Annotated in this window: 11 protein-coding genes; 6 read left to right on the forward strand and 5 right to left on the reverse strand. The window is 66.3% G+C overall.

From position 1 onward, the window contains the following. Positions 1 to 595 precede the first annotated feature (595 nt). Genes map through VGH68_RS30180 form a run of 3 tightly spaced genes read left to right on the forward strand, consistent with a single transcriptional unit; the run spans position 596 to position 6,067 of the window. A complete protein-coding gene (gene map, locus VGH68_RS29440; RefSeq protein WP_331607267.1) occupies positions 596 to 1,414 on the forward strand; it encodes a type I methionyl aminopeptidase in 819 nt (272 codons plus the stop codon). A 30-nt stretch (positions 1,415 to 1,444) separates the two neighbouring features. Further along, positions 1,445 to 4,024, forward strand: a complete 2,580-nt coding sequence (locus VGH68_RS29445) for a [protein-PII] uridylyltransferase (RefSeq protein ID WP_331607268.1) — start codon at positions 1,445 to 1,447, stop codon at positions 4,022 to 4,024. 6 nt (positions 4,025 to 4,030) lie between these two features. Beyond that, positions 4,031 to 6,067: a pseudouridine synthase gene (locus VGH68_RS30180; protein WP_414697009.1), complete on the forward strand. Its 2,037-nt coding sequence runs from the start codon at positions 4,031 to 4,033 to the stop codon at positions 6,065 to 6,067. Positions 6,068 to 6,189: 122 nt separating this feature from the next. Here the strand turns inward: VGH68_RS30180 and def are convergent, their stop codons facing one another. The 5 genes from def to VGH68_RS29480 form a co-directional block, all read right to left on the reverse strand. Next, positions 6,190 to 6,723, reverse strand: a complete 534-nt coding sequence (gene def, locus VGH68_RS29460) for a peptide deformylase (RefSeq protein ID WP_331607271.1) — start codon at positions 6,721 to 6,723, stop codon at positions 6,190 to 6,192. After that, a complete protein-coding gene (gene ligA / locus VGH68_RS29465; RefSeq protein ID WP_331607272.1) occupies positions 6,720 to 8,786 on the reverse strand; it encodes an NAD-dependent DNA ligase LigA in 2,067 nt (688 codons plus the stop codon). Before ligA ends, def begins: the two co-directional genes overlap by 4 nt. A 307-nt stretch (positions 8,787 to 9,093) precedes the next feature. Continuing rightward, a complete protein-coding gene (locus tag VGH68_RS29470) occupies positions 9,094 to 10,404 on the reverse strand; it encodes a cell division protein ZipA C-terminal FtsZ-binding domain-containing protein (RefSeq protein ID WP_331607273.1) in 1,311 nt (436 codons plus the stop codon). 113 nt (positions 10,405 to 10,517) lie between these two features. Further along, the gene (gene smc / locus VGH68_RS29475) at positions 10,518 to 14,036 is read right to left on the reverse strand and encodes a chromosome segregation protein SMC (protein ID WP_331607274.1); all 3,519 of its coding nucleotides are present in this window, start codon (positions 14,034 to 14,036) and stop codon (positions 10,518 to 10,520) included. Positions 14,037 to 14,238: 202 nt separating this feature from the next. After that, complete coding sequence (locus tag VGH68_RS29480) at positions 14,239 to 15,264, reverse strand: DMT family transporter (protein WP_331607275.1); 1,026 nt, start codon at positions 15,262 to 15,264, stop codon at positions 14,239 to 14,241. A 430-nt stretch (positions 15,265 to 15,694) separates the two neighbouring features. On the opposite strand from VGH68_RS29480, the gene dapC reads away from it, so the two are divergent. From dapC to VGH68_RS29495, 3 genes are all read left to right on the forward strand, one after another. Beyond that, positions 15,695 to 16,936: a succinyldiaminopimelate transaminase gene (gene dapC / locus VGH68_RS29485; protein ID WP_331607276.1), complete on the forward strand. Its 1,242-nt coding sequence runs from the start codon at positions 15,695 to 15,697 to the stop codon at positions 16,934 to 16,936. 107 nt (positions 16,937 to 17,043) lie between these two features. Beyond that, positions 17,044 to 17,871: a 2,3,4,5-tetrahydropyridine-2,6-dicarboxylate N-succinyltransferase gene (gene dapD, locus VGH68_RS29490; RefSeq protein ID WP_331607277.1), complete on the forward strand. Its 828-nt coding sequence runs from the start codon at positions 17,044 to 17,046 to the stop codon at positions 17,869 to 17,871. Continuing rightward, complete coding sequence (locus tag VGH68_RS29495; RefSeq protein ID WP_085480419.1) at positions 17,871 to 18,236, forward strand: ArsC family reductase; 366 nt, start codon at positions 17,871 to 17,873, stop codon at positions 18,234 to 18,236. The genes dapD and VGH68_RS29495 overlap by 1 nt, the downstream gene beginning before the upstream one ends. The last annotated feature ends 168 nt before the right edge of the window (positions 18,237 to 18,404 follow it).

Genomic DNA, 18,404 nt, shown 5'->3' on the forward strand with positions numbered 1-18,404 from the left:
GGGTTCCAGAAGCGCGTTTGGTGACCGAAGTGGACACCGGCTTCCAGCATTTGACGCATCGTGACTGCCATGAAAATCTCCGCGAGGGTTGGGTCTTAAGCCGGCTGCCGCATCGGCCGCGTCCGCCTTCCGGCTGGAACGCGACGACACCCTGGGTGCGCCGGCTTGCGAGTGAACTGCCTTACTGCTACATGACTCGTGACGCACGAGAAAAACCGTGCGTCACGATAAGCCTTTCCCGACCAGCCGCCTTGCAATGCTTGCAGTGCAATCACACCGCAATAAAAACTGGACTTGGATCGACTTAGCCGAAGATTATAGCACGTGACTACTGGCTCCCTCAAGCCGTGCGGGTAATGCCCGCAAGCTTCCGACAGAGTCGGCGCGACGCCATCGTCACCCTTCCGAAAGAGACCCGAACCGCGGTTTGTATTTGGACAATTCGTATCCAGCCGGCGAAAGCCGCTCCGGGCAACATTCCTGAAATGACGCCACCGGCGCCCTCGCCAAAATGCCGGAACCCGCTTGTAAAAGCCTGCGGCGGCAGACATATGGTGAGATAATCTCGCGATAAATCGCATTTCAGGCCCGACTCATGGCTATTACCCTCAAAAACGATCACGATATCGCGCAGATGCGCGTCGCCTGCCGACTCGCCAGCGAAGTGCTCGACTACATTACGCCGTTCGTGAAAGTCGGCGTCACCACCGGTGAACTCGACCGCTTATGCCACGAATACATGCTCAAGGAACAGGGCACCGTTCCGGCACCACTCAATTACCAGCCGCCCGGCTACCCGCCCTATCCGAAAGCCACCTGCATTTCCGTCAACGACGTGATCTGCCACGGCATCCCCGGCGACAAGGCGCTGAAGAACGGCGACGCGTTGAATATTGACATCACCGTCATCAAGGAAGGCTACTTCGGCGATACGAGCCGTATGTTCATCGTCGGTGAAGGCTCGATCATGGCGAAACGGCTCGTGCAGGCCACCTTCGAATGCATGTGGCTCGGCATCGACCAGGTACGCCCCGGCGCGCATCTCGGCGATATCGGTTACGCGATCCAGAAGCACGCCGAAGGCCTCGGCTACAGCGTGGTGCGCGAATACTGCGGCCACGGCATCGGCACCGTGTTTCACGAAGATCCGCAGATCCTGCACTACGGGCGTCCCGGCACCGGGCTCGAACTGCAGCCGGGGATGATCTTCACGATCGAGCCGATGATCAATGCCGGCCGCCGCGACATCCGCACGATGCCGGATCAGTGGACCGTCAAGACCAAGGACCGTAGCCTGTCCGCCCAATGGGAGCATACGGTGCTCGTCACGGAGAGCGGCCACGACGTGCTGACCGTGTCGGCCGGCACGCCCGCGCGTCCGTCCGCGCGTCCGCCCGTTGTGGCCACCGCCTGAGCACGCCCCGACCTGACCACCCGCCTGCCAATGAGTAGCGCTCCAGCCGTCGCCCCAGCCCACGCCAGCTCGCTCAAAGCGGACTACAAAGTGGCCAAAGCCCAGTTGCTGGAACGCTTTCGCAGCGCGACCAACGTCGACGCGTTGATGGGCGCGCTCGCGCGCGCCACCGACAACTCGTTGCGCGCCGCCTGGGACACCTGCGAGCTGCCCGGCGAGCTCGCGCTCGTCGCGGTCGGCGGCTACGGGCGCGGCGAACTCGCGCCTCACTCCGACATCGACATTCTCGTGCTACTGCCCGATGCGCCGTGCCCGCACCTCGACGCGCGTATCGAGCGCTTCATCGGCCTCGCGTGGGATCTCGGCCTCGAGCTCGGCAGCAGTGTGCGCAGCGTGTCGCAATGCATCGTGGAAGCGGCCAACGACGTGACGGTGCGCACCTCGCTGCTCGAGGCTCGGCGCATCACCGGCAGCGCTGCACTGTTCGACGATTTCGCGCGGCGTTACCGCGCCGCGCTCGATCCGAAGGCGTTCTTCCAGGCGAAGGTGCTGGAAATGCGCCAGCGCCACGCGAAGTTTCAGGACACGCCTTACGCGCTCGAACCGAACATCAAGGAAAGTCCGGGCGGGCTACGCGATTTGCAACTGATCCTGTGGGTCACCCAGGCGGCCGGTTTCGGCAGCAGTTGGCGCGAGCTCGAAGCGCGCGGTCTCATCACCGAGCGCGAGGCGCGCGAGTTGCGCCGCAACGAGGGCTTCCTGAAGTCGCTGCGCGCGCGGCTGCACGTCATCGCAGGCCGGCGCCAGGACATCCTGGTGTTCGACCTGCAGACACCGGTCGCCGAAAGCCTCGGCTACCAGCCGACCGCCCCGAAACGCGCGAGCGAACAGCTGATGCGCCGCTACTACTGGGCCGCCAAAGCCGTCACACAGCTCGCGACGATCCTGATCCAGAACATCGAGGCGCAGCTTTTCCCGAACACGAGCGGTATCACGCGAGTGCTGTCGGACCGCTTCGTCGAAAAGCAGGGCATGCTCGAGATCGCTTCCGACGACGTGTTCCTGCGCGAGCCGAACGCGATTCTCGAAGCCTTCCTGCTGTACGAACGCACGCCCGGCGTGAAGGGCCTGTCGGCGCGCACGCTACGCGCGATCTACAACGCTCGCGACATGATGAACCAGCATTGGCGGCGCGACCCTGAAAACCGGCGCCTGTTCATGGAGATCCTGAAGCAGCCGGCCGGCATCACGCATGCTTTCCGGCTGATGAACCAGACCAGCGTGCTCGGTCGCTATCTGCTGAATTTCCGGCGCATCGTCGGCCAGATGCAGCACGACCTGTATCACGTCTACACGGTCGATCAGCACATCCTGATGGTGCTGCGCAATCTGCGCCGCTTCGCGGTGGCCGAACATGCGCACGAATATCCATTCTGCAGCCAGTTGATGGTCAGCTTCGACCGGGAATGGGTACTGTATGTAGCGGCGCTGTTTCACGACATCGCGAAAGGCCGCGGTGGCGACCACTCTACGCTGGGTATGGCCGACGCCCAGCGCTTTTGCCGGCAGCACGGCATCGACGACGAGGACGGCGATCTGATCGTGTGGCTGGTGCAGCAGCATCTGACGATGAGCCAGGTCGCGCAGAAGCAGGACACGAGCGACCCTGAAGTGATCAAGCGCTTTGCCGAACTGGTCGGCACCGAGCGCCGCCTGAGCGCGCTTTACCTGCTGACGGTGGCCGACATCCGCGGCACCAGTCCGAAGGTCTGGAACACGTGGAAAGGCAAGCTGCTCGAGGATCTGTACCGCAGCACGCTGGCCGTGCTCGGCGGCGCGCGGCCCGACACGCATTCAGAGCTGAAGTCGCGCCAGGAAGAAGCGCTCGCGCTGCTGCGGCTGGAGACTGTGCCGGAAGGTGCGCAACGGGCGCTGTGGAGCGAGCTCGACGTCGGTTATTTCCTGCGCCACGATGCGGCCGATATCGCGTGGCAAACACGCGTGCTCTATCGCCACGTCGACACGCCGACGCCGCTCGTACGCGCCCGCCCGTCGCCGATCGGCGAAGCGTTGCAGGTGCTCGTCTACGTGAAGGACCAGCCGGACCTGTTCGCCGGCATCTGCGCGTACTTCGACCGCAAAGGGCTGTCCGTACTCGATGCTCGCGTGAGCACCACGCGCCACGGCTACGCCCTCGATAACTTCCTCGTCGCGCACGCCGAGCGGGACGTGCATTACCGCGACATCGCCAATCTGGTCGAACAGGAGCTGAGCGCGCGCCTCACCGGCCACGGCACGCTGCTGCCGGGACCGTCGAAGGGCCGGTTGTCGCGCCTGTCGCGCACTTTTCCGATTACCCCGCGCGTCGACCTGCGAGCCGACGAGCGCGGCCAATACTACATCCTGTCCGTGTCGGCTAACGACCGGCCGGGCCTCCTTTATTCGATCGCGCGCGTGCTGGCCGAGCACCGGGTCGGCGTCGCGTCGGCGCGGATCAATACGCTCGGCGAACGCGTCGAAGACGTGTTCCTGCTCGAAGGACACAGCCTGTCGGACAGCCGCCTGCAAATCCAGGTCGAAACCGAATTGCTGCGCGCGATCGCAGTGTGAGATTTCATGCGAGTCAAATTAACAGCCAAGCATCCGCGGCCGGCATCGACCGAACGCGCCCCTGTCCGTTTCGGCAGCGCGGCCGCGCGTAAGCCGACCCGTCCGGCGCGGCCGAAGCCGCCGCTCGCGGAGTCAGCCACGACACGCGACGGTGCGGCGAAGCGATCCACGAACGCCAGGCCAGCGGCCAGCGGCGCGCGTGGTGAGCGTGCCGAAGGGTCGTTCACGCGTGAGCGGAGCGCTGGTGCCGCAGGCGCGCCACGGCGCCCGGCTGGCGGTGGCGAGCGGGGCGAACGCGCGCCGCGCCGTTTGGAAGGCGCAGGCGAACGCGGTGAACGCGCGCCGCGTCGTTTCGAAGGCGCAGGCGAACGTGGCGAGCGCGCGCCGCGTCGTTTCGAAGGCGCAGGAGAACGTGGCGAACGCGCGCCGCGTCGTTTCGAAGGCGCGGGTGAACGTGGTGAACGCGCCCCGCGCCGTTTCGAAGGCGCGGGTGAACGTGGTGAACGCGCCCCGCGCCGTTCAGAAGGCACCAGCGAGCGCGCCGAACGCGCGCCGCGCAGTTTCAAAGGCACCAGCGAACGCGCCGAACGCGCACCACGCCGTTTCGAAGGCAGTGCGGATCGCGGCGAGCGCGCGCCGCGCAGTTTCGGTGACCGTCCTCCCCGCCGCGACGACGGCGAACGTCGCCCGTTCAGCGGTGCGCGCACGAGCGCAGGGCGTCCGTCGGAACACGGCACGCGGGGCGACCGGCCGGTGCGCAGCGAGCGCGATGCCGCCGACCGCCCGCGCTTCGGCAGTGATCGCGGCGCAGCGCAGCAGCGCAGCGGCCTCGATCGCGGTGAGCGTGGCGAGCGCAGCGCCGGCGCCCCGCGCCGCTTCGAAGGCGAGCGCGGCGAGCGCAGCTTCGCGAAACCCGTAAAAGCCAGCGAGAGCGAGCGTTCAGACCGCTCGGAGCGTCCATCGCGCGCACCGCGTGACAACCGCACTGACCGCGATGACCGTAACAAGCGCGGCGAGCGTAGCGAACGCGGCGACTCGACGCCCGCCAAACGCGAGTTCGGCGAGCGCCCCGCGCGCCGTGGCGAAGCTGCCGAACGCACTGCTCGCGGCTTCGACAAAATCTCACCGGCCGCCGCGCGCCGCGCTCCCGACGCGCGCCCCGCCCGCGCCGGCAAACCGCCCGCAGCCGCATCGGCGACCTCGCGCCGCGCTGCGGAAATCGACACGGCGCACCACATGTCACACGACACCCCGCGCCCGCCGCGACGTGACCGGGAAGACGCGCCCGGCATGTTGCGGCTGTCGAAGCTGATGTCGAAGCTCGGCATCTGCTCGCGCCGCGAGGCCGATGAATGGATCGAAAAAGGCTGGGTCATGGTCGACGGCGAACGCGTCGATACGCTCGGCGCCAAGGTCTTTCCGGACCAGCGCATCGACATCGATCCCGCGGCCCAAGCCGCGCAGTCGAGTCAGGTGACGGTGCTGATCCATAAGCCGGTCGGTCTCGTATCGGGTCAGGCCGAGGACGGTTATCAGCCCGCCATCACGCTCGTCACGCCGGAGAACCGCTGGGAAGGCGACCACTCGGGCATCCCCTTCGCGGTTTCGCATCTGCGCCAGCTGGCGCCGGCCGGACGGCTGGACATCGATTCGACCGGCCTGCTCGTGCTGACGCAGGACGGCCGCATCGCCAAACAGCTGATCGGCGGGCATTCGGAGGTCGACAAGGAGTATCTGGTGCGCGTCGCGTATGGCGAGCACACCGTCGACATCGAAAGCCGCTTCCCGGCTGACAGCCTCGAACTGCTGCGTCACGGGCTGTCGCTCGACGACGTGCCGCTGCGGCCGGCCGAAGTAAGCTGGCAGAACGGCGAGCAGTTGCGCTTCGTGCTGCGAGAGGGCAAGAAGCGCCAGATTCGCCGGATGTGCGAACTGGTCGGCCTCGAAGTCGTCGGTCTGAAGCGCGTGCGCGTGGGCCGCGTGATGCTCGGCGCGCTGCCGCCGGGCCAATGGCGTTATCTGTCGGAAGACGAAGCGTTCTGACGCCGCTCCCGTCCTGCCGTTTGCGCGGCGGCGCGCCGAGCCAGCAAAAAACCCACGTCTGTGCGTGGGTTTTTTGCTGGCGGCACGGGCGGCCTGCCGTGGCGAAACGGCAGACTCGGCAATCAATCGTCGCTATTCGGATCGAGGTCCGGAAACAGCACCTCGGTGAAACCGAATTTCGAGAAATCGTGGATCCGCATCGGGTACAGCTTGCCAATCAGGTGATCGCATTCGTGCTGCACGACCCGGGCATGAAAGCCGTCGGCCACCCGGTCGATCGGATTGCCGAACTGATCGAAGCCGTGATACCGGATCATCGAAAAGCGGCTCACCACGCCGCGCAGCCCCGGCACCGACAGGCAGCCCTCCCAGCTCTCTTCCATGTCCTGTGAGACCGGCGTGACGGTCGGGTTAATCAGCACCGTCTCCGGCACCGGCGGCGCGTCCGGATAGCGTTCGTTCTTGCCGAAACCGAAAATCACCACCTGCAGATTCACGCCGATCTGGGGCGCCGCGAGGCCCGCGCCGTTCGCGGCGTGCATGGTCTCGAACAGGTCCTTCACGAGCGTATGCAGTTCGGGCGTGTCGAAGCGATCGACCGGATCGGCAATACGCAGCAGGCGCGGATCGCCCATCTTGAGAATGTCGTGGATCATGAATGCCCCTCCAGGAGCTTGCGCATACCATCTTCGTCGAGTACGGGGATGCCGAGTTCCTCGGCCTTCGCGAGCTTGCTGCCCGCGTCGGCGCCCGCCACCACGTAACTGGTTTTCTTTGACACCGACCCGGCCACCTTCGCGCCGGCCGCTTCGAGCATGGCCTTCGCGTCCTCGCGCGACAGCTTCGGCAATGTGCCGGTCAGCACCACCGTCTGGCCGGCCAGCACGCCCTGCGGCGCCTTCGGCGCGGGCGGCCCCTCCGGCCACGTCACCTTGCCCGGCGCGCGCAACTGCTCGATCACCGTGCGGTTGTGCTCTTCGGCAAAGAACTGGTGCAGGGATTCGGCCACCACCGGACCCACGTCATTGACTTCGAGCAATTCTTCGAGCGAAGCATCCATGATCGGCGTCAACGAGCCGAAGTGCTTCGCGAGATCTTTCGCGGTCGATTCGCCGACATGGCGAATTCCGAGCGCGTAGATGAAACGGGCGAGCGTCGTGTGCTTGGCTTTTTCGAGCGAGTCGAGCAGGTTCTGCGCCGATTTGTCGGCGAAGCGATCGAGCTCCGCGAGCGTCGCAAAACCGAGGTTGAAGAGATCGGCTGGCGTACGCACCAGGTTCTGCTCGACCAGCTGATCGATGATCTTTTCGCCGAGGCCGTCGATATCCAGCGCGCGCCGCTGCGCGAAATGCCATAGCGCCTGCTTGCGCTGCGCCGGGCAGAACAGCCCGCCGGTGCAGCGCGCAATCGCCTCGTCGGGCAGCCGCTCGATCGACGAGCCGCACACCGGGCATTGGGTCGGCATCACGAACTCGTGGGCGTCGGCCGGACGGCGCTCGAGCAGCGCGCTCACTACCTCGGGAATCACATCGCCGGCGCGCCGCACGATCACGGTGTCGCCGATGCGGATGTCCTTGCGGCGCACCTCGTCCTCGTTGTGCAGCGTCGCGTTGGTGACCGTCGCGCCGCCGACGAAGACCGGCTCCAGTCGCGCGACCGGGGTGATCGCACCGGTGCGGCCGACCTGCACGTCGATCGCGACGAGTTTCGTCAGCGCTTCCTGCGCGGGGAATTTGTGCGCGAGTGCAAAACGCGGCGCGCGTGACACGAAGCCGAGCGCATCCTGCTCGTCGCGGCGGTTGACCTTGTAGACCACGCCGTCGATGTCGTACGGCAGCTTGTCGCGCTTCTCGCCGACCGCGCGGAAAAAACCGAGCATGCCTTCGGCGCCCTGCACGAGCGCGCGCTCGCCGTTCACGGGCAAGCCCATTTCCTTGTACCAGTCGAGCAGTTCGCTATGAGTGGCCGGCATCTCGATGCCTTCGAGCACGCCGATTCCGTAAGCGAAAAACGACAGCGGCCGATGCGCGGTGATCTTCGAGTCGAGCTGGCGCAGACTGCCCGCCGCCGCGTTGCGCGGGTTTGCGAATTCGCGTTGCCCGGCGGCGCGCTGGCGCTCGTTCAGGCGTTCGAAATCGCGCTTGAACATCAGCGCTTCGCCGCGCACGTCGAGCACGCGCGGCACGCGCTTGCCTTTGAGCTTCAGTGGAATGGAACGGATCGTACGGACGTTTTCGGTGACGTTCTCGCCGGTCGTGCCGTCGCCGCGAGTCGACGCCTGCACGAACACACCGTCGACGTAACGCAGGGAAATCGCGAGACCGTCGAATTTCAGCTCGGCCGCGTAATCGACCGGCACCGGCGGCTCGCTCGCATTCTTGCCGAGCGCCTCGCCGACGCGCTTGTCGAACGCGACGATGTCTTCATCGGCGAACCCGTTGTTCAGCGACAGCATCGGCTGGTCGTGCACGACCGGCTTGAAGCCGCTCGCCGCCTGGCCGCCGACGCGCTGGGTCGGCGAGTCCGGCACGATCAGGTCCGGATGCTCGGTTTCGATGCGATCGAGTTCCTTGAACAGCTTGTCGTACTCGGCGTCCGGCAGGTCGGGCTGATCGAGCACGTAGTACGCGTAGTTCGCGCGTTCGAGCTCCGCGCGCAGCCACGCGGCCCGCTCGCCCGGAGCGCTGGTTTCGGAAGAAGGGACGGGAGTTCGGGCCATGCTGTCGGCAGCTTCGGAAGGTGAAATTCGGACAGGCGATTATCGCAGGAAGCGTGCCCCTTTACATCGGCCGAATGGACGACCTGGGGCTATTGCGGAGCGCGAGCCGGTCGCGTTCGCGAGGCGTGCTATTTGCGCTGCCCCTGTCTGATCGACCCTACGCTGCGCCGCGGAACACGGCTTCGCGTCGCCGCCGAGCGATACAGCGAATGGAGCAGCGCAGCGCATCAATGCGCCACCCGAAATGAAGACGGCCGCGCGATGGGCGGCCGTCTTCGGAACACGAAAACACGAAAGCGTTGAAGCGTTACTGGCTGAACAAGCGCCGCGTGGCCGGGGAACCCGCCGGAATCCCCGCCTGTTCGAGCTTCGCGTAGAGCGTCATCAACTGCTTTTCGATTGCCAGCAGCGCGCTTTCCGGCAGCGGCCGGCGGCCATCGTCGACCACGCGCCCGCCGATGCGCTCGGCAAGCGACTTCGCGTAGTCGCACATCAGCCGGAACGGCAGAATGTCTTCGTCCGCAACCGGAACGTCGAGTACCAGCGTGATCATTTCGCCGCCCTTGTACGTCAGGTCGTCGCGCAGAAAATTGGTGTCGCCGAATTGCAGCATGAATACCGGGCTTTGCCGCGAGTCGAGTTTGACGAAGCGCGTGCCGTCGCGCGACAGCAGCAGCCCGTCCTGCGACGCAACCGCCTGCACGTAGTTGGCCGACCACGGCGCGCCATCGGACAGCACGTTGATCGACAGTTGCGCGTCGCACTGCGCGGCGAAGCCGTCGAGCTCGCGCGCCATCGCGACCGTTTCCAGCATGTCGGGGAATTCCGGCGCCGCGTCGAGCGCATCGGCAAGCTGCTGCACGCCGGTGACGAACTCGGAGAACTCGAGTTCGTTCAACGCGCCGCTGCGGTTGGCCAGTTGCGCGGCCGCGCGCAGTTCCTCGTAGCGCGCGCCGTTCTGCAGCAACTCCCACGCGCCGCCTTCGGGCTTGCCCTCGATATGCACCGGCTTGCTGCCCGCCCGGCGCAGACGCTGCGCAAGCGGAATCACCTTGTCACCGGCCACGGCGCCGTTGAGCCGGATCGGCACGATGCAGTCGATACGACGGTCGACGATCGCGGGCGGCGCCGCCGAAATCGTCGTGGCCGCGGGCACAATCGGCTCCGCGCGTTCCTGTCCGGCCAGTGCCTGGTTAGCCGCGCTTGCGTCGGCAGAGCGCTCCGCGTCGGCGGCGTGGCTGTGCCCGCCTTCGGCCTGAGCCGCGGCGTCGGCCGCCGGATAGCCGTTCGGCGTCGTCATTTCAGCCTGGATATCGGCTGGCGTATCGAGCGGCGCGGCGCTCGCGCCAAAGGTCGGCTCGACGCGCGCGGCGGTGAGGTCGGCGCCGGGATCGGGATTGCCGCTCACAGCAGGCTCGCGCCGCGTGGTGGGCCGGGCCGGCTCGATGAACGGGCTCTGCTCGTCGTGCTCGTCCCGCGCAAAGCTCTCGGCGGTCTCGGCCGGCATTGGCCGCGGCATCTTGCGGCGCACCTTCGCGCCCTGCCACGCGTTGTACACGACCACGCCGCCGACCACCACGGCACCCGCGCCGATCAAACCGAGTGTCAACTCGTCCATGCATGCTCCATCAGCAATTCTTCTATCCGCGCGGCGTTGCGTCCGGTTCAGGTGTCGCGCGATCCTCATGCGAAGCCGCTGCGCTGAACGCGGACGCCCGCGAAGGCTTTAACTTAAACGATATTCTGGGCGAAACCGGTGGCCGTTTCCATGTCGACCGCGACGATCCGCGACACGCCCTGCTCCTGCATCGTCACGCCGATCAGTTGCTGCGCCATTTCCATCGCGATCTTGTTGTGCGAGATAAACAGGAACTGGGTTTTGTCCGACATCGCCCGCACCAGATTCGCGAAACGCTCGGTGTTGGCGTCATCGAGTGGCGCGTCGACCTCGTCGAGCAGACAGAACGGCGCGGGATTCAGCTGGAACATCGCAAACACGAGCGCGGTCGCCGTCAGCGCCTTTTCGCCGCCCGACAGCAGGTGAATCGTCGAATTCTTCTTGCCAGGCGGCTGCGCCATCACCTGCACGCCGGCGTCGAGAATTTCGTCGCCGGTCATGATCAGCTTCGCCTGACCGCCGCCAAACAGACGCGGGAACAGCTCGCCGAAATGACGGTTCACTTCGTCGAAGGTGCTTTGCAGCAGCGTGCGCGTTTCCGCGTCGATCTTGCGGATCGCGTCTTCGAGTGTTTCGATCGCCCTGACGAGGTCGGCCGATTGGGCGTCGAGGAAGCTCTTGCGCTCGGTCGCCGCCTTGAGTTCGTCGAGCGCGGCCATGTTGACCGGGCCGAGCGCTACGATCGCGTTGTTGATGCGCGTGACTTCGCCCTGCAGATACGACGGCTTCATGTCTGGCGTCAGCTTGGCCTGCAATTCGGCCTCGTCCACGCCCGCCGCCGCGAGCTGCTCGATGAACTGCTCGCCGCTCAGGCGCGCGGCCTGCTCCTTAAGCTGCAATTCGTTGATGCGGTCGCGCAGCGGCTGCAGCGCGCGCTCGGCGGTGAGGCGCGTTTCGTCGGCCGAACGCAGCTTCGCAGTCAGATCGTCGAGCTCGACGCGCGCCGCGCGCAGCGCCTCTTCCTTGACCGCGCGGATATCGAGCGCGTCCTGCAGACCCGTGTGCGCGGTCTGCTCGTTGATCGTTTCGAGTTCGGCGCGCGCGTCTTCGAGCGCCCCCGCGACCCGCTCGCTCTGCTCGTGCGCGACCTGGATGCTGCGCTTCAGTTCGTCGATGCGGTTCGCCATGTTGCGCGCCGCAAAACGCGCGTCGGTGGCGGCGCGGTCGAGCTCGCGCGCTTCGCCGCGCGCGATAGTGAGTTGTTCGTCGAGCGCTTCGAATGCCAGCTGATGATCTTCGAAACGTGCCTGCAACTCAGCCAGCTCGCCGTCGTGGCGCTCGAAGTTCGCTTCCGACTCGGCGCGCAGCGCGCGCTGCTCGTCGATCTGCGCGGCGATTTCGTCGAGTTCTTCGTGAATCTGCGTGCTGCGCTGCGTGTAGCGCTCATGCGCCTGGGTCAGCTTGAGCACATCCATCTGCAATGCGTGGACGCGCTGCGTCGCGCGTTCGGCCTGCTGACGCACGTCGGCCAGCGCCTGCGCGGCTTGCGTGTGCGCGGCTTCCGCGCGGATCGCCGCGGCCTTCGCCTCGTCGGCGAGCAACGCCTGCGCGCGCACCTGGCGGCCGAGATTTTCGATTTCCTGCTGACGGGCCAGCATGCCAGCCTGTTCGGAATCGGCTGCGTATAACTGCACGCCGACGCGCGTAACCACGTGGCCCGGCTTGACGACGAACGCGCCGCCTTCGGGCAACTGCGAGCGCATCGCCAGCGCCTGCTGCAGATCGTCGGCGACGTACGAAAGACCGAGCCAATCGTTCAGCACCGCGCGAATGCCCGCGTCTTCGATGCGCACGAGCGACAGCAGCGAGCGCAGCGCGCCCGGCGCGGCGGCCGGCTGGCCCGCCGACGGCGGCGCGTAAAACGCCAGCTTGGCCGGCGGCGCGTCGGTCGCGAACGCCTTGACCCAATCGAGATTCGATACTTCGAGCGCGGCAAGACGCTCGCGCAGCACGGCTTCGAGCGCGGTCTCCCAACCGGCCTCGACGTGCAGCTTCTTCCACAGGCGCGGCAGGCTGCCCAGTTCGTGCTTGTCGAGCCACGGCTGGATCTTGCCCTCGGTCTGCACGTTTTCCTGCAACTGCTTCAATGCGGCCAGGCGCGCGTCCAGTTGATGGACTTGCGCGCTTTCCGCCTGCACGCGCTCCTGCGCGGCGCGGCGCTCGCCGTCGAGACGCGGCAGCGTTTCCTGCGCCTCGGCAAGGCGCGCCTGAGCGTCGTGCAGGATTTCCTCGTGCTCGGCCAACTGCATGCGCAACTCTTCGAGCTGCGCTTCGTCGGGCGCGTCGAGCCCGCCCTGTTCCGATTTCAGCCGCTCCTGACGCTGCTGCAATTGCTGCAATTGCTGATCGGCGTTGCGCTGATGCGCGGCTTCGAGCTTGAGCGCCTGCTCGGTCTGCGCGATGCCGCCGCGCTCGGTGTTCAGCTCCGCCTGCGCGTCGCGCCAGCACGCTTCAAGTGCGGGCAACGCGTCGTGCTTCGCGGCCGCATCGTGTTCGGCAAGCGCGGCCTTTCCTTCCGCGACTGCCAGCTGTTCCTCGGCGTCGGCGATATCGTCCTGCGCCTTGCCGGCCTGCGACTGCCACTGCTCGCGCTGCGCGGTGAGCGCGGCGATCTGCGCCTGCACGCGGTTACGCGATTCGACGATGAAGCGGATTTCCGCCTCGAGCCGGCTCACTTCCGCATTCGCTTCATACAGCGCGCCCTGCGCGCCCTGCATCGCGTCGCTCGCCGAGTAATGCGCGACGCGCAGCGTTTCGAGCTCCGCTTCGACTTCGCGCAGCTTCGCGGTCTGCGCGTCGAGGTCGATCTGCGCCTGTTCGATCGCGCGCTGCTGGCGCTGCTGCTCGCCGCCCGCTTCGTTCTTGCGCAGCAGCCACAACAAACGCTGCTTTTCTTCGCCGTCGCTCTGCAACTCGCGATAGCGCGTCGCGACCACCGCCTGCGCTTCGAGCTTTTCCAGGTTCGCACCGAGTTCGCGGACGATGTCCTCGACCCGCGTCAGGTTCTCGCGGGTGTCGTGCAGACGGTTCTCCGTCTCGCGGCGGCGTTCCTTGTACTTCGACACGCCAGCGGCTTCCTCGAGAAACACCCGCAGCTCTTCCGGCTTCGCCTCGATCAGGCGCGAGATCATGCCCTGCCCGATGATCGCGTACGCGCGCGGCCCGAGGCCGGTACCGAGGAAGATGTCCTGGATGTCGCGGCGCCGCGCCGGCAGATTATTGATGTAGTAGCTCGAGGTGCCGTCGCGCGTGAGCACGCGCTTCACGGCGATTTCCGCATACTGGCCCCACTGGCCGGCGGCGCGGCCATCGGCGTTGTCGAACACGAGTTCGACGCTCGCGCGGCTACCGGGCTTGCGGGAGGTCGAGCCGTTGAAGATCACGTCCTGCATCGACTCGCCGCGCAGCTCGGACGCGCGCGATTCGCCGAGCACCCAACGCACGGCATCGATGATGTTGGATTTGCCGCACCCGTTTGGCCCGACGACGCCGACCAGTTGGCCGGGGACCTGGAAATGCGTGGGATCGACGAAGGATTTGAAGCCAGCGAGTTTGATCGAGGTCAGACGCACGGCGATTTCGCTGTTGGAGAAAGAATGATAGGTGGCTCGCGAGGTGACGCCAGCCGTTCACCGCCGTGGCGGGATGGCCCCACGCAACCTCACGAGCCTTCGCAATTCGGTGCCAGCCGCACGCGCTCGGGTGGTGCCCGGTTACCGTTCAGGTATCGATCGAGCACGCAGTTACGTGCACGCGCCGGCTAATGAGGGGGAATCATACCATCGCACGTGAGCGATTCTTACCGCCCTTGCGGTGCTCGCCATGATCGTTGTCGCGTGGGTGTCCATCATCGTCGTCAGCGGGGTCGCTGCGCGCCTGCGAGCCGTCGATCGCCGGATCGGGCGGCACCGTCTTCGTCCGATGCACCCAGCTCGATAAGGCCGACGCAAGCACGATGCACGCGCCGCCGGCCCATTCGCGCGGCCCGGGCATTTCGCCCGCGAACAACCACGCGGACAGCGCCGTCACGACAAGCTCGAACAGCATGATGATCGACGCGCGATTGGCCGGCACCCGCGCGAGCCCGTACTGCACCAGCATATTGTTCGACGCAAGCAGCAGCCCGAGGCCGAGCACGAGCAATGCCGCGGTGCCGAGATGCGCGCCGGTGGGCGGCATGGGCATCGGCTCCAGCAGCGCCGCAAGCGCGCTGAACAGCGCCGCGCCGCCGAAGATCGTCGCGGTGCGCATTTCGGGTTTCATATCCGGTAGCACGCGGCTCGTTTTCAGGATCAGCACGTTGCTCATTGCGAAGCCCATGCCGCCCGCGAGGCCCGCCCATTCGGCGAGACTGCCCGGCATTGGAATGCCGAGCCGCGGCGACCACAGCATCGTCACCGCGCCGGCGAGCGACAGCGCGGCGAGCGCCGCGCCCGACCATGTGAGCCGTTCGCGCAGGATGAAATGCGCGAACAGCGCGGTCCACGCGGGCGTCAGATAGAACAGCAGCAACACGCGCATCACCTGGCCGTGGATCGCGCCCCACACGAAGCCGAGATTCGTGATGCCCGCGGCGAGCGCGAGCGCCGGCAGCAGCCAGTGCCAGCGCACGGTCTTCAGCGCGTGGCGCCGCACCAGCAACACGAACAGGCAGCCGGTGCCACTGGTCAGCGCGCTGGCCGCCGTGCCGGTCACGCCGAGCGCGGCCAGCATCCGCAGCGGATACCAGACCATCCCCCATACCGACGCGCCCAGCATGATCGCAAGCGTCGGCCAGCCGTTGCGCAGCCAGTTGCTCATTGGGACAGGCCCAGCGCGGTTGGACTCGTCGCGGATCTGCTTGGCTCGGCCATTGCGAGTGCGCCTAGCGGGCTCGCTTCCCTCGCGTGGGGGCCAGCGAGCACCGCGCGCCGGCGCCGGTTTCGTCCAGATTTTCGTCCGGGTCTCTGCGGAAGTGCTGCGTCCATGCCTGCTCCTGCCTGTTCTGTCGCGCGAGCCGCGTGCGGTTCGTCTGTTCCCACTGCGGCGCATGCGGATGCGCCGCCAGCCGCCGGCGCTCGCTCGCCGCCGGGTCGCCGCGCGTCAAACGTGCCACGCTATAATCGTCCGTTCGCCGCCGCTGCGGCAGGCCCGCCGCGCGCGTGAGGCGCCGTTGCATGCGCCTCGCGCCCGCCGACGCGCGCAGCCGGTTTCCGTCCAGTCCGCGTCTATCCGATAGGCCATTTCGTCCGTGAATCCGCTACTCGACTCCCTCCAGCCCTATCCGTTCGAAAAGCTGCGCGTGCTTTTCAAGGACGTTACGCCGCCGGCCGGCCTTGCGCACATCAGCTTCGGTATCGGCGAGCCTAAACATCCGACGCCGCCGCTGATCCGCGACGCCGTCGTCAATTCGCTCGGCGGTCTCGCCGCGTATCCGGCCACACTCGGCTCGGCGCCGCTACGCGAGTCAATCGCGAAGTGGGCCGCGCAACGCTACAACCTGCCGCCGCTCGATCCGCTCACCCAGGTGCTGCCGGTGGCGGGCTCGCGCGAGGCGCTGTTTGCGCTTGCACAGACCGTGCTGAATCCGCGCCGCGGTGCCGGCAACAGTGCTAACGGCAATGCTGACAACGCGCCTGCGATCGTACTCTGTCCCAACCCGTTCTACCAAATCTACGAAGGCGCGGCGCTGCTCGGCGGCGCGCAACCGTACTTCGTCAATAGCGACCCGGCACGCAACTTCGCATGCGATTACTCGGCGGTGCCCGCCGACGTGTGGGCGCGCACCCAGCTGCTCTACGTGTGCTCGCCCGGCAACCCCACCGGCGCGGTGCTGACGCTCGACGACTGGCGCGAACTGTTCGCGCTGTCGGATCGCTATGGTTTCGTGATCGCGTCGGACGAGTGCTATTCGGAGATCTATTTCGAGGAAGCAAATCCGCCGCTCGGCGGGCTAGAAGCGGCGCACAAGCTCGGGCGCGGCTTCGACCGGCTCGTGATGCTGTCCAGCCTGTCGAAGCGCTCGAACGTGCCCGGCATGCGCTCGGGCTTCGTCGCCGGCGACGCCGCCATCCTCAAGGCGTTCCTGCTGTACCGCACGTATCATGGCACCGCGCTTTCGACGGTGTTCCAGAGCGCGAGCGCCGTCGCCTGGGGCGACGAAACGCACGTGCGCGAGAACCGCGCGAAGTATCTGCAAAAATTCACCACCGTCACGCCGATGCTCGCCGAGGTGCTCGACGTGCGTCTGCCGGACGCCGCGTTCTACCTGTGGGCGAACGTCGCGCGCACCGGCCTGAGCGACACCGAGTTCGCCCAGCGTCTGTACGCCGACTATAATGTGACGGTTCTGCCGGGCTCGTTCCTCGCGCGCACCGCGCACGGCGTGAACCCCGGCCGCGATTTCGTGCGTCTCGCGCTGGTCGCCGACGTCGACGAATGCACGCAAGGCGCGCTGCGGATCGTCGATTTCTGCCGCTCGCTGGGGCGCTAAAGCATCACGCATGAGCCGCACAGTCCCGCGCATGGGGCACGCCGCGCCGGGCCGCATGCGCACCGCTTCCCCTTCTTCAGACTTCAACTCCTCAGAAAATCAAGCATATGTCGCAACAACTTCAGAGCATCATCGACACCGCGTGGGAGAACCGCGCCGGGCTGTCGCCGAAGGCCGCGCCGGCCGAAGTGCGCGAGGCCGTTGCCCACGCGATCGAGCAACTCGATAAAGGCGCGCTGCGCGTGGCCGAAAAGAAGGGTGGCGACTGGGTCGTCAATCAATGGCTGAAGAAGGCCGTGCTGCTGTCGTTCCGCCTCGAAGACAACGCGCCGATGCCCGCTGGCGGCTACTCGCAGTTCTACGACAAGGTGCCGTCGAAGTTCGCGAACTACAGTGCCGAAGACTTTGCCGCCGGCGGCTTCCGCGTGGTGCCGCCCGCGATTGCGCGCCGCGGCTCGTTCATCGCGAAGAACGTCGTGCTGATGCCGTCGTACACCAACATCGGCGCGTACGTCGACGAAGGCACGATGGTCGACACGTGGGCCACCGTCGGCTCGTGCGCGCAGATCGGCAAGAACGTGCACCTGTCGGGCGGCGTGGGCATCGGCGGCGTGCTGGAGCCGCTGCAGGCCAACCCGGTCATCATCGAGGACAACTGCTTCATCGGCGCGCGCTCGGAAGTCGTCGAAGGCGTGATCGTCGAAGAGAACTCGGTGATCTCGATGGGCGTGTACCTCGGCCAGAGCACGAAGATCTACGATCGCGAAACCGGCGAGGTCACCTATGGCCGCATTCCGGCCGGCTCAGTGGTGGTCGCGGGCAACCTGCCGTCGAAGGACGGCACGCATAGTCTTTACTGCGCGGTGATCGTCAAGAAGGTCGATGCGAAGACGCGCGCGAAGGTCGGTCTGAACGAGCTGCTGCGAGGCGACTGATGGCGCGCGGCACCAAAACCGTCGTCTACGGCATTCCGAATTGCGACACGGTGAAGAAAGCCCGCGTCTGGCTCGAAGAGCACGGCGTCGAGTTCGAGTTTCACGACTTCAAAAAAGCCGGCGTGACCGAGCCGCTCGTGCAGGACTGGCTGAAGGACGTGAAGCTCGACGCGCTGCTGAACCGTCGCGGCACCACGTGGCGCGGTCTGTCCGATGACATGAAGGCGGCCGCCGAAACGCAGCCCGGCGCGATCGCGCTGATGATCCACAAGCCGTCGGTGATCAAGCGGCCTGTGCTCGTCGTGAACGGCCGCGTGAAGTCGCTCGGTTTTTCCGCGGACGAATACGCGGCGTTGTTTGCGTAGATTTATTCACGTACCGTGAAGCGAGTGACCGAAAGCAGCGTGCTTCGCCCCACGTAACGAGAGTAAGCAATCGACGCGGGCTCGCCGCGTGCATCAACGGCTGTTGCCGGCTGCGGTGCGTCACCGCTAGCCGGCATTTTTTTCATTTCAAAGTGGCTTGCACTGAAT

The sequence above is a fragment of the Paraburkholderia sp. genome (assembly GCF_036488505.1).
GTDB lineage: Bacteria > Pseudomonadota > Gammaproteobacteria > Burkholderiales > Burkholderiaceae > Paraburkholderia.

Bases quoted from the DNA above. Each gene is read 5' to 3' on its own strand.
- map (WP_331607267.1), top strand. From the start codon at position 596: ATGGCTATTACCCTCAAAAACGATCACGATATCGCGCAGATGCGCGTC.
- VGH68_RS29445 (WP_331607268.1), top strand. From the start codon at position 1,445: ATGAGTAGCGCTCCAGCCGTCGCCCCAGCCCACGCCAGCTCGCTCAAA.
- VGH68_RS30180 (WP_414697009.1), top strand. From the start codon at position 4,031: ATGCGAGTCAAATTAACAGCCAAGCATCCGCGGCCGGCATCGACCGAA.
- def (WP_331607271.1), bottom strand. From the start codon at position 6,723: ATGATCCACGACATTCTCAAGATGGGCGATCCGCGCCTGCTGCGTATT.
- ligA (WP_331607272.1), bottom strand. From the start codon at position 8,786: ATGGCCCGAACTCCCGTCCCTTCTTCCGAAACCAGCGCTCCGGGCGAG.
- VGH68_RS29470 (WP_331607273.1), bottom strand. From the start codon at position 10,404: ATGGACGAGTTGACACTCGGTTTGATCGGCGCGGGTGCCGTGGTGGTC.
- VGH68_RS29480 (WP_331607275.1), bottom strand. From the start codon at position 15,264: ATGAGCAACTGGCTGCGCAACGGCTGGCCGACGCTTGCGATCATGCTG.
- dapD (WP_331607277.1), top strand. From the start codon at position 17,044: ATGTCGCAACAACTTCAGAGCATCATCGACACCGCGTGGGAGAACCGC.
- VGH68_RS29495 (WP_085480419.1), top strand. From the start codon at position 17,871: ATGGCGCGCGGCACCAAAACCGTCGTCTACGGCATTCCGAATTGCGAC.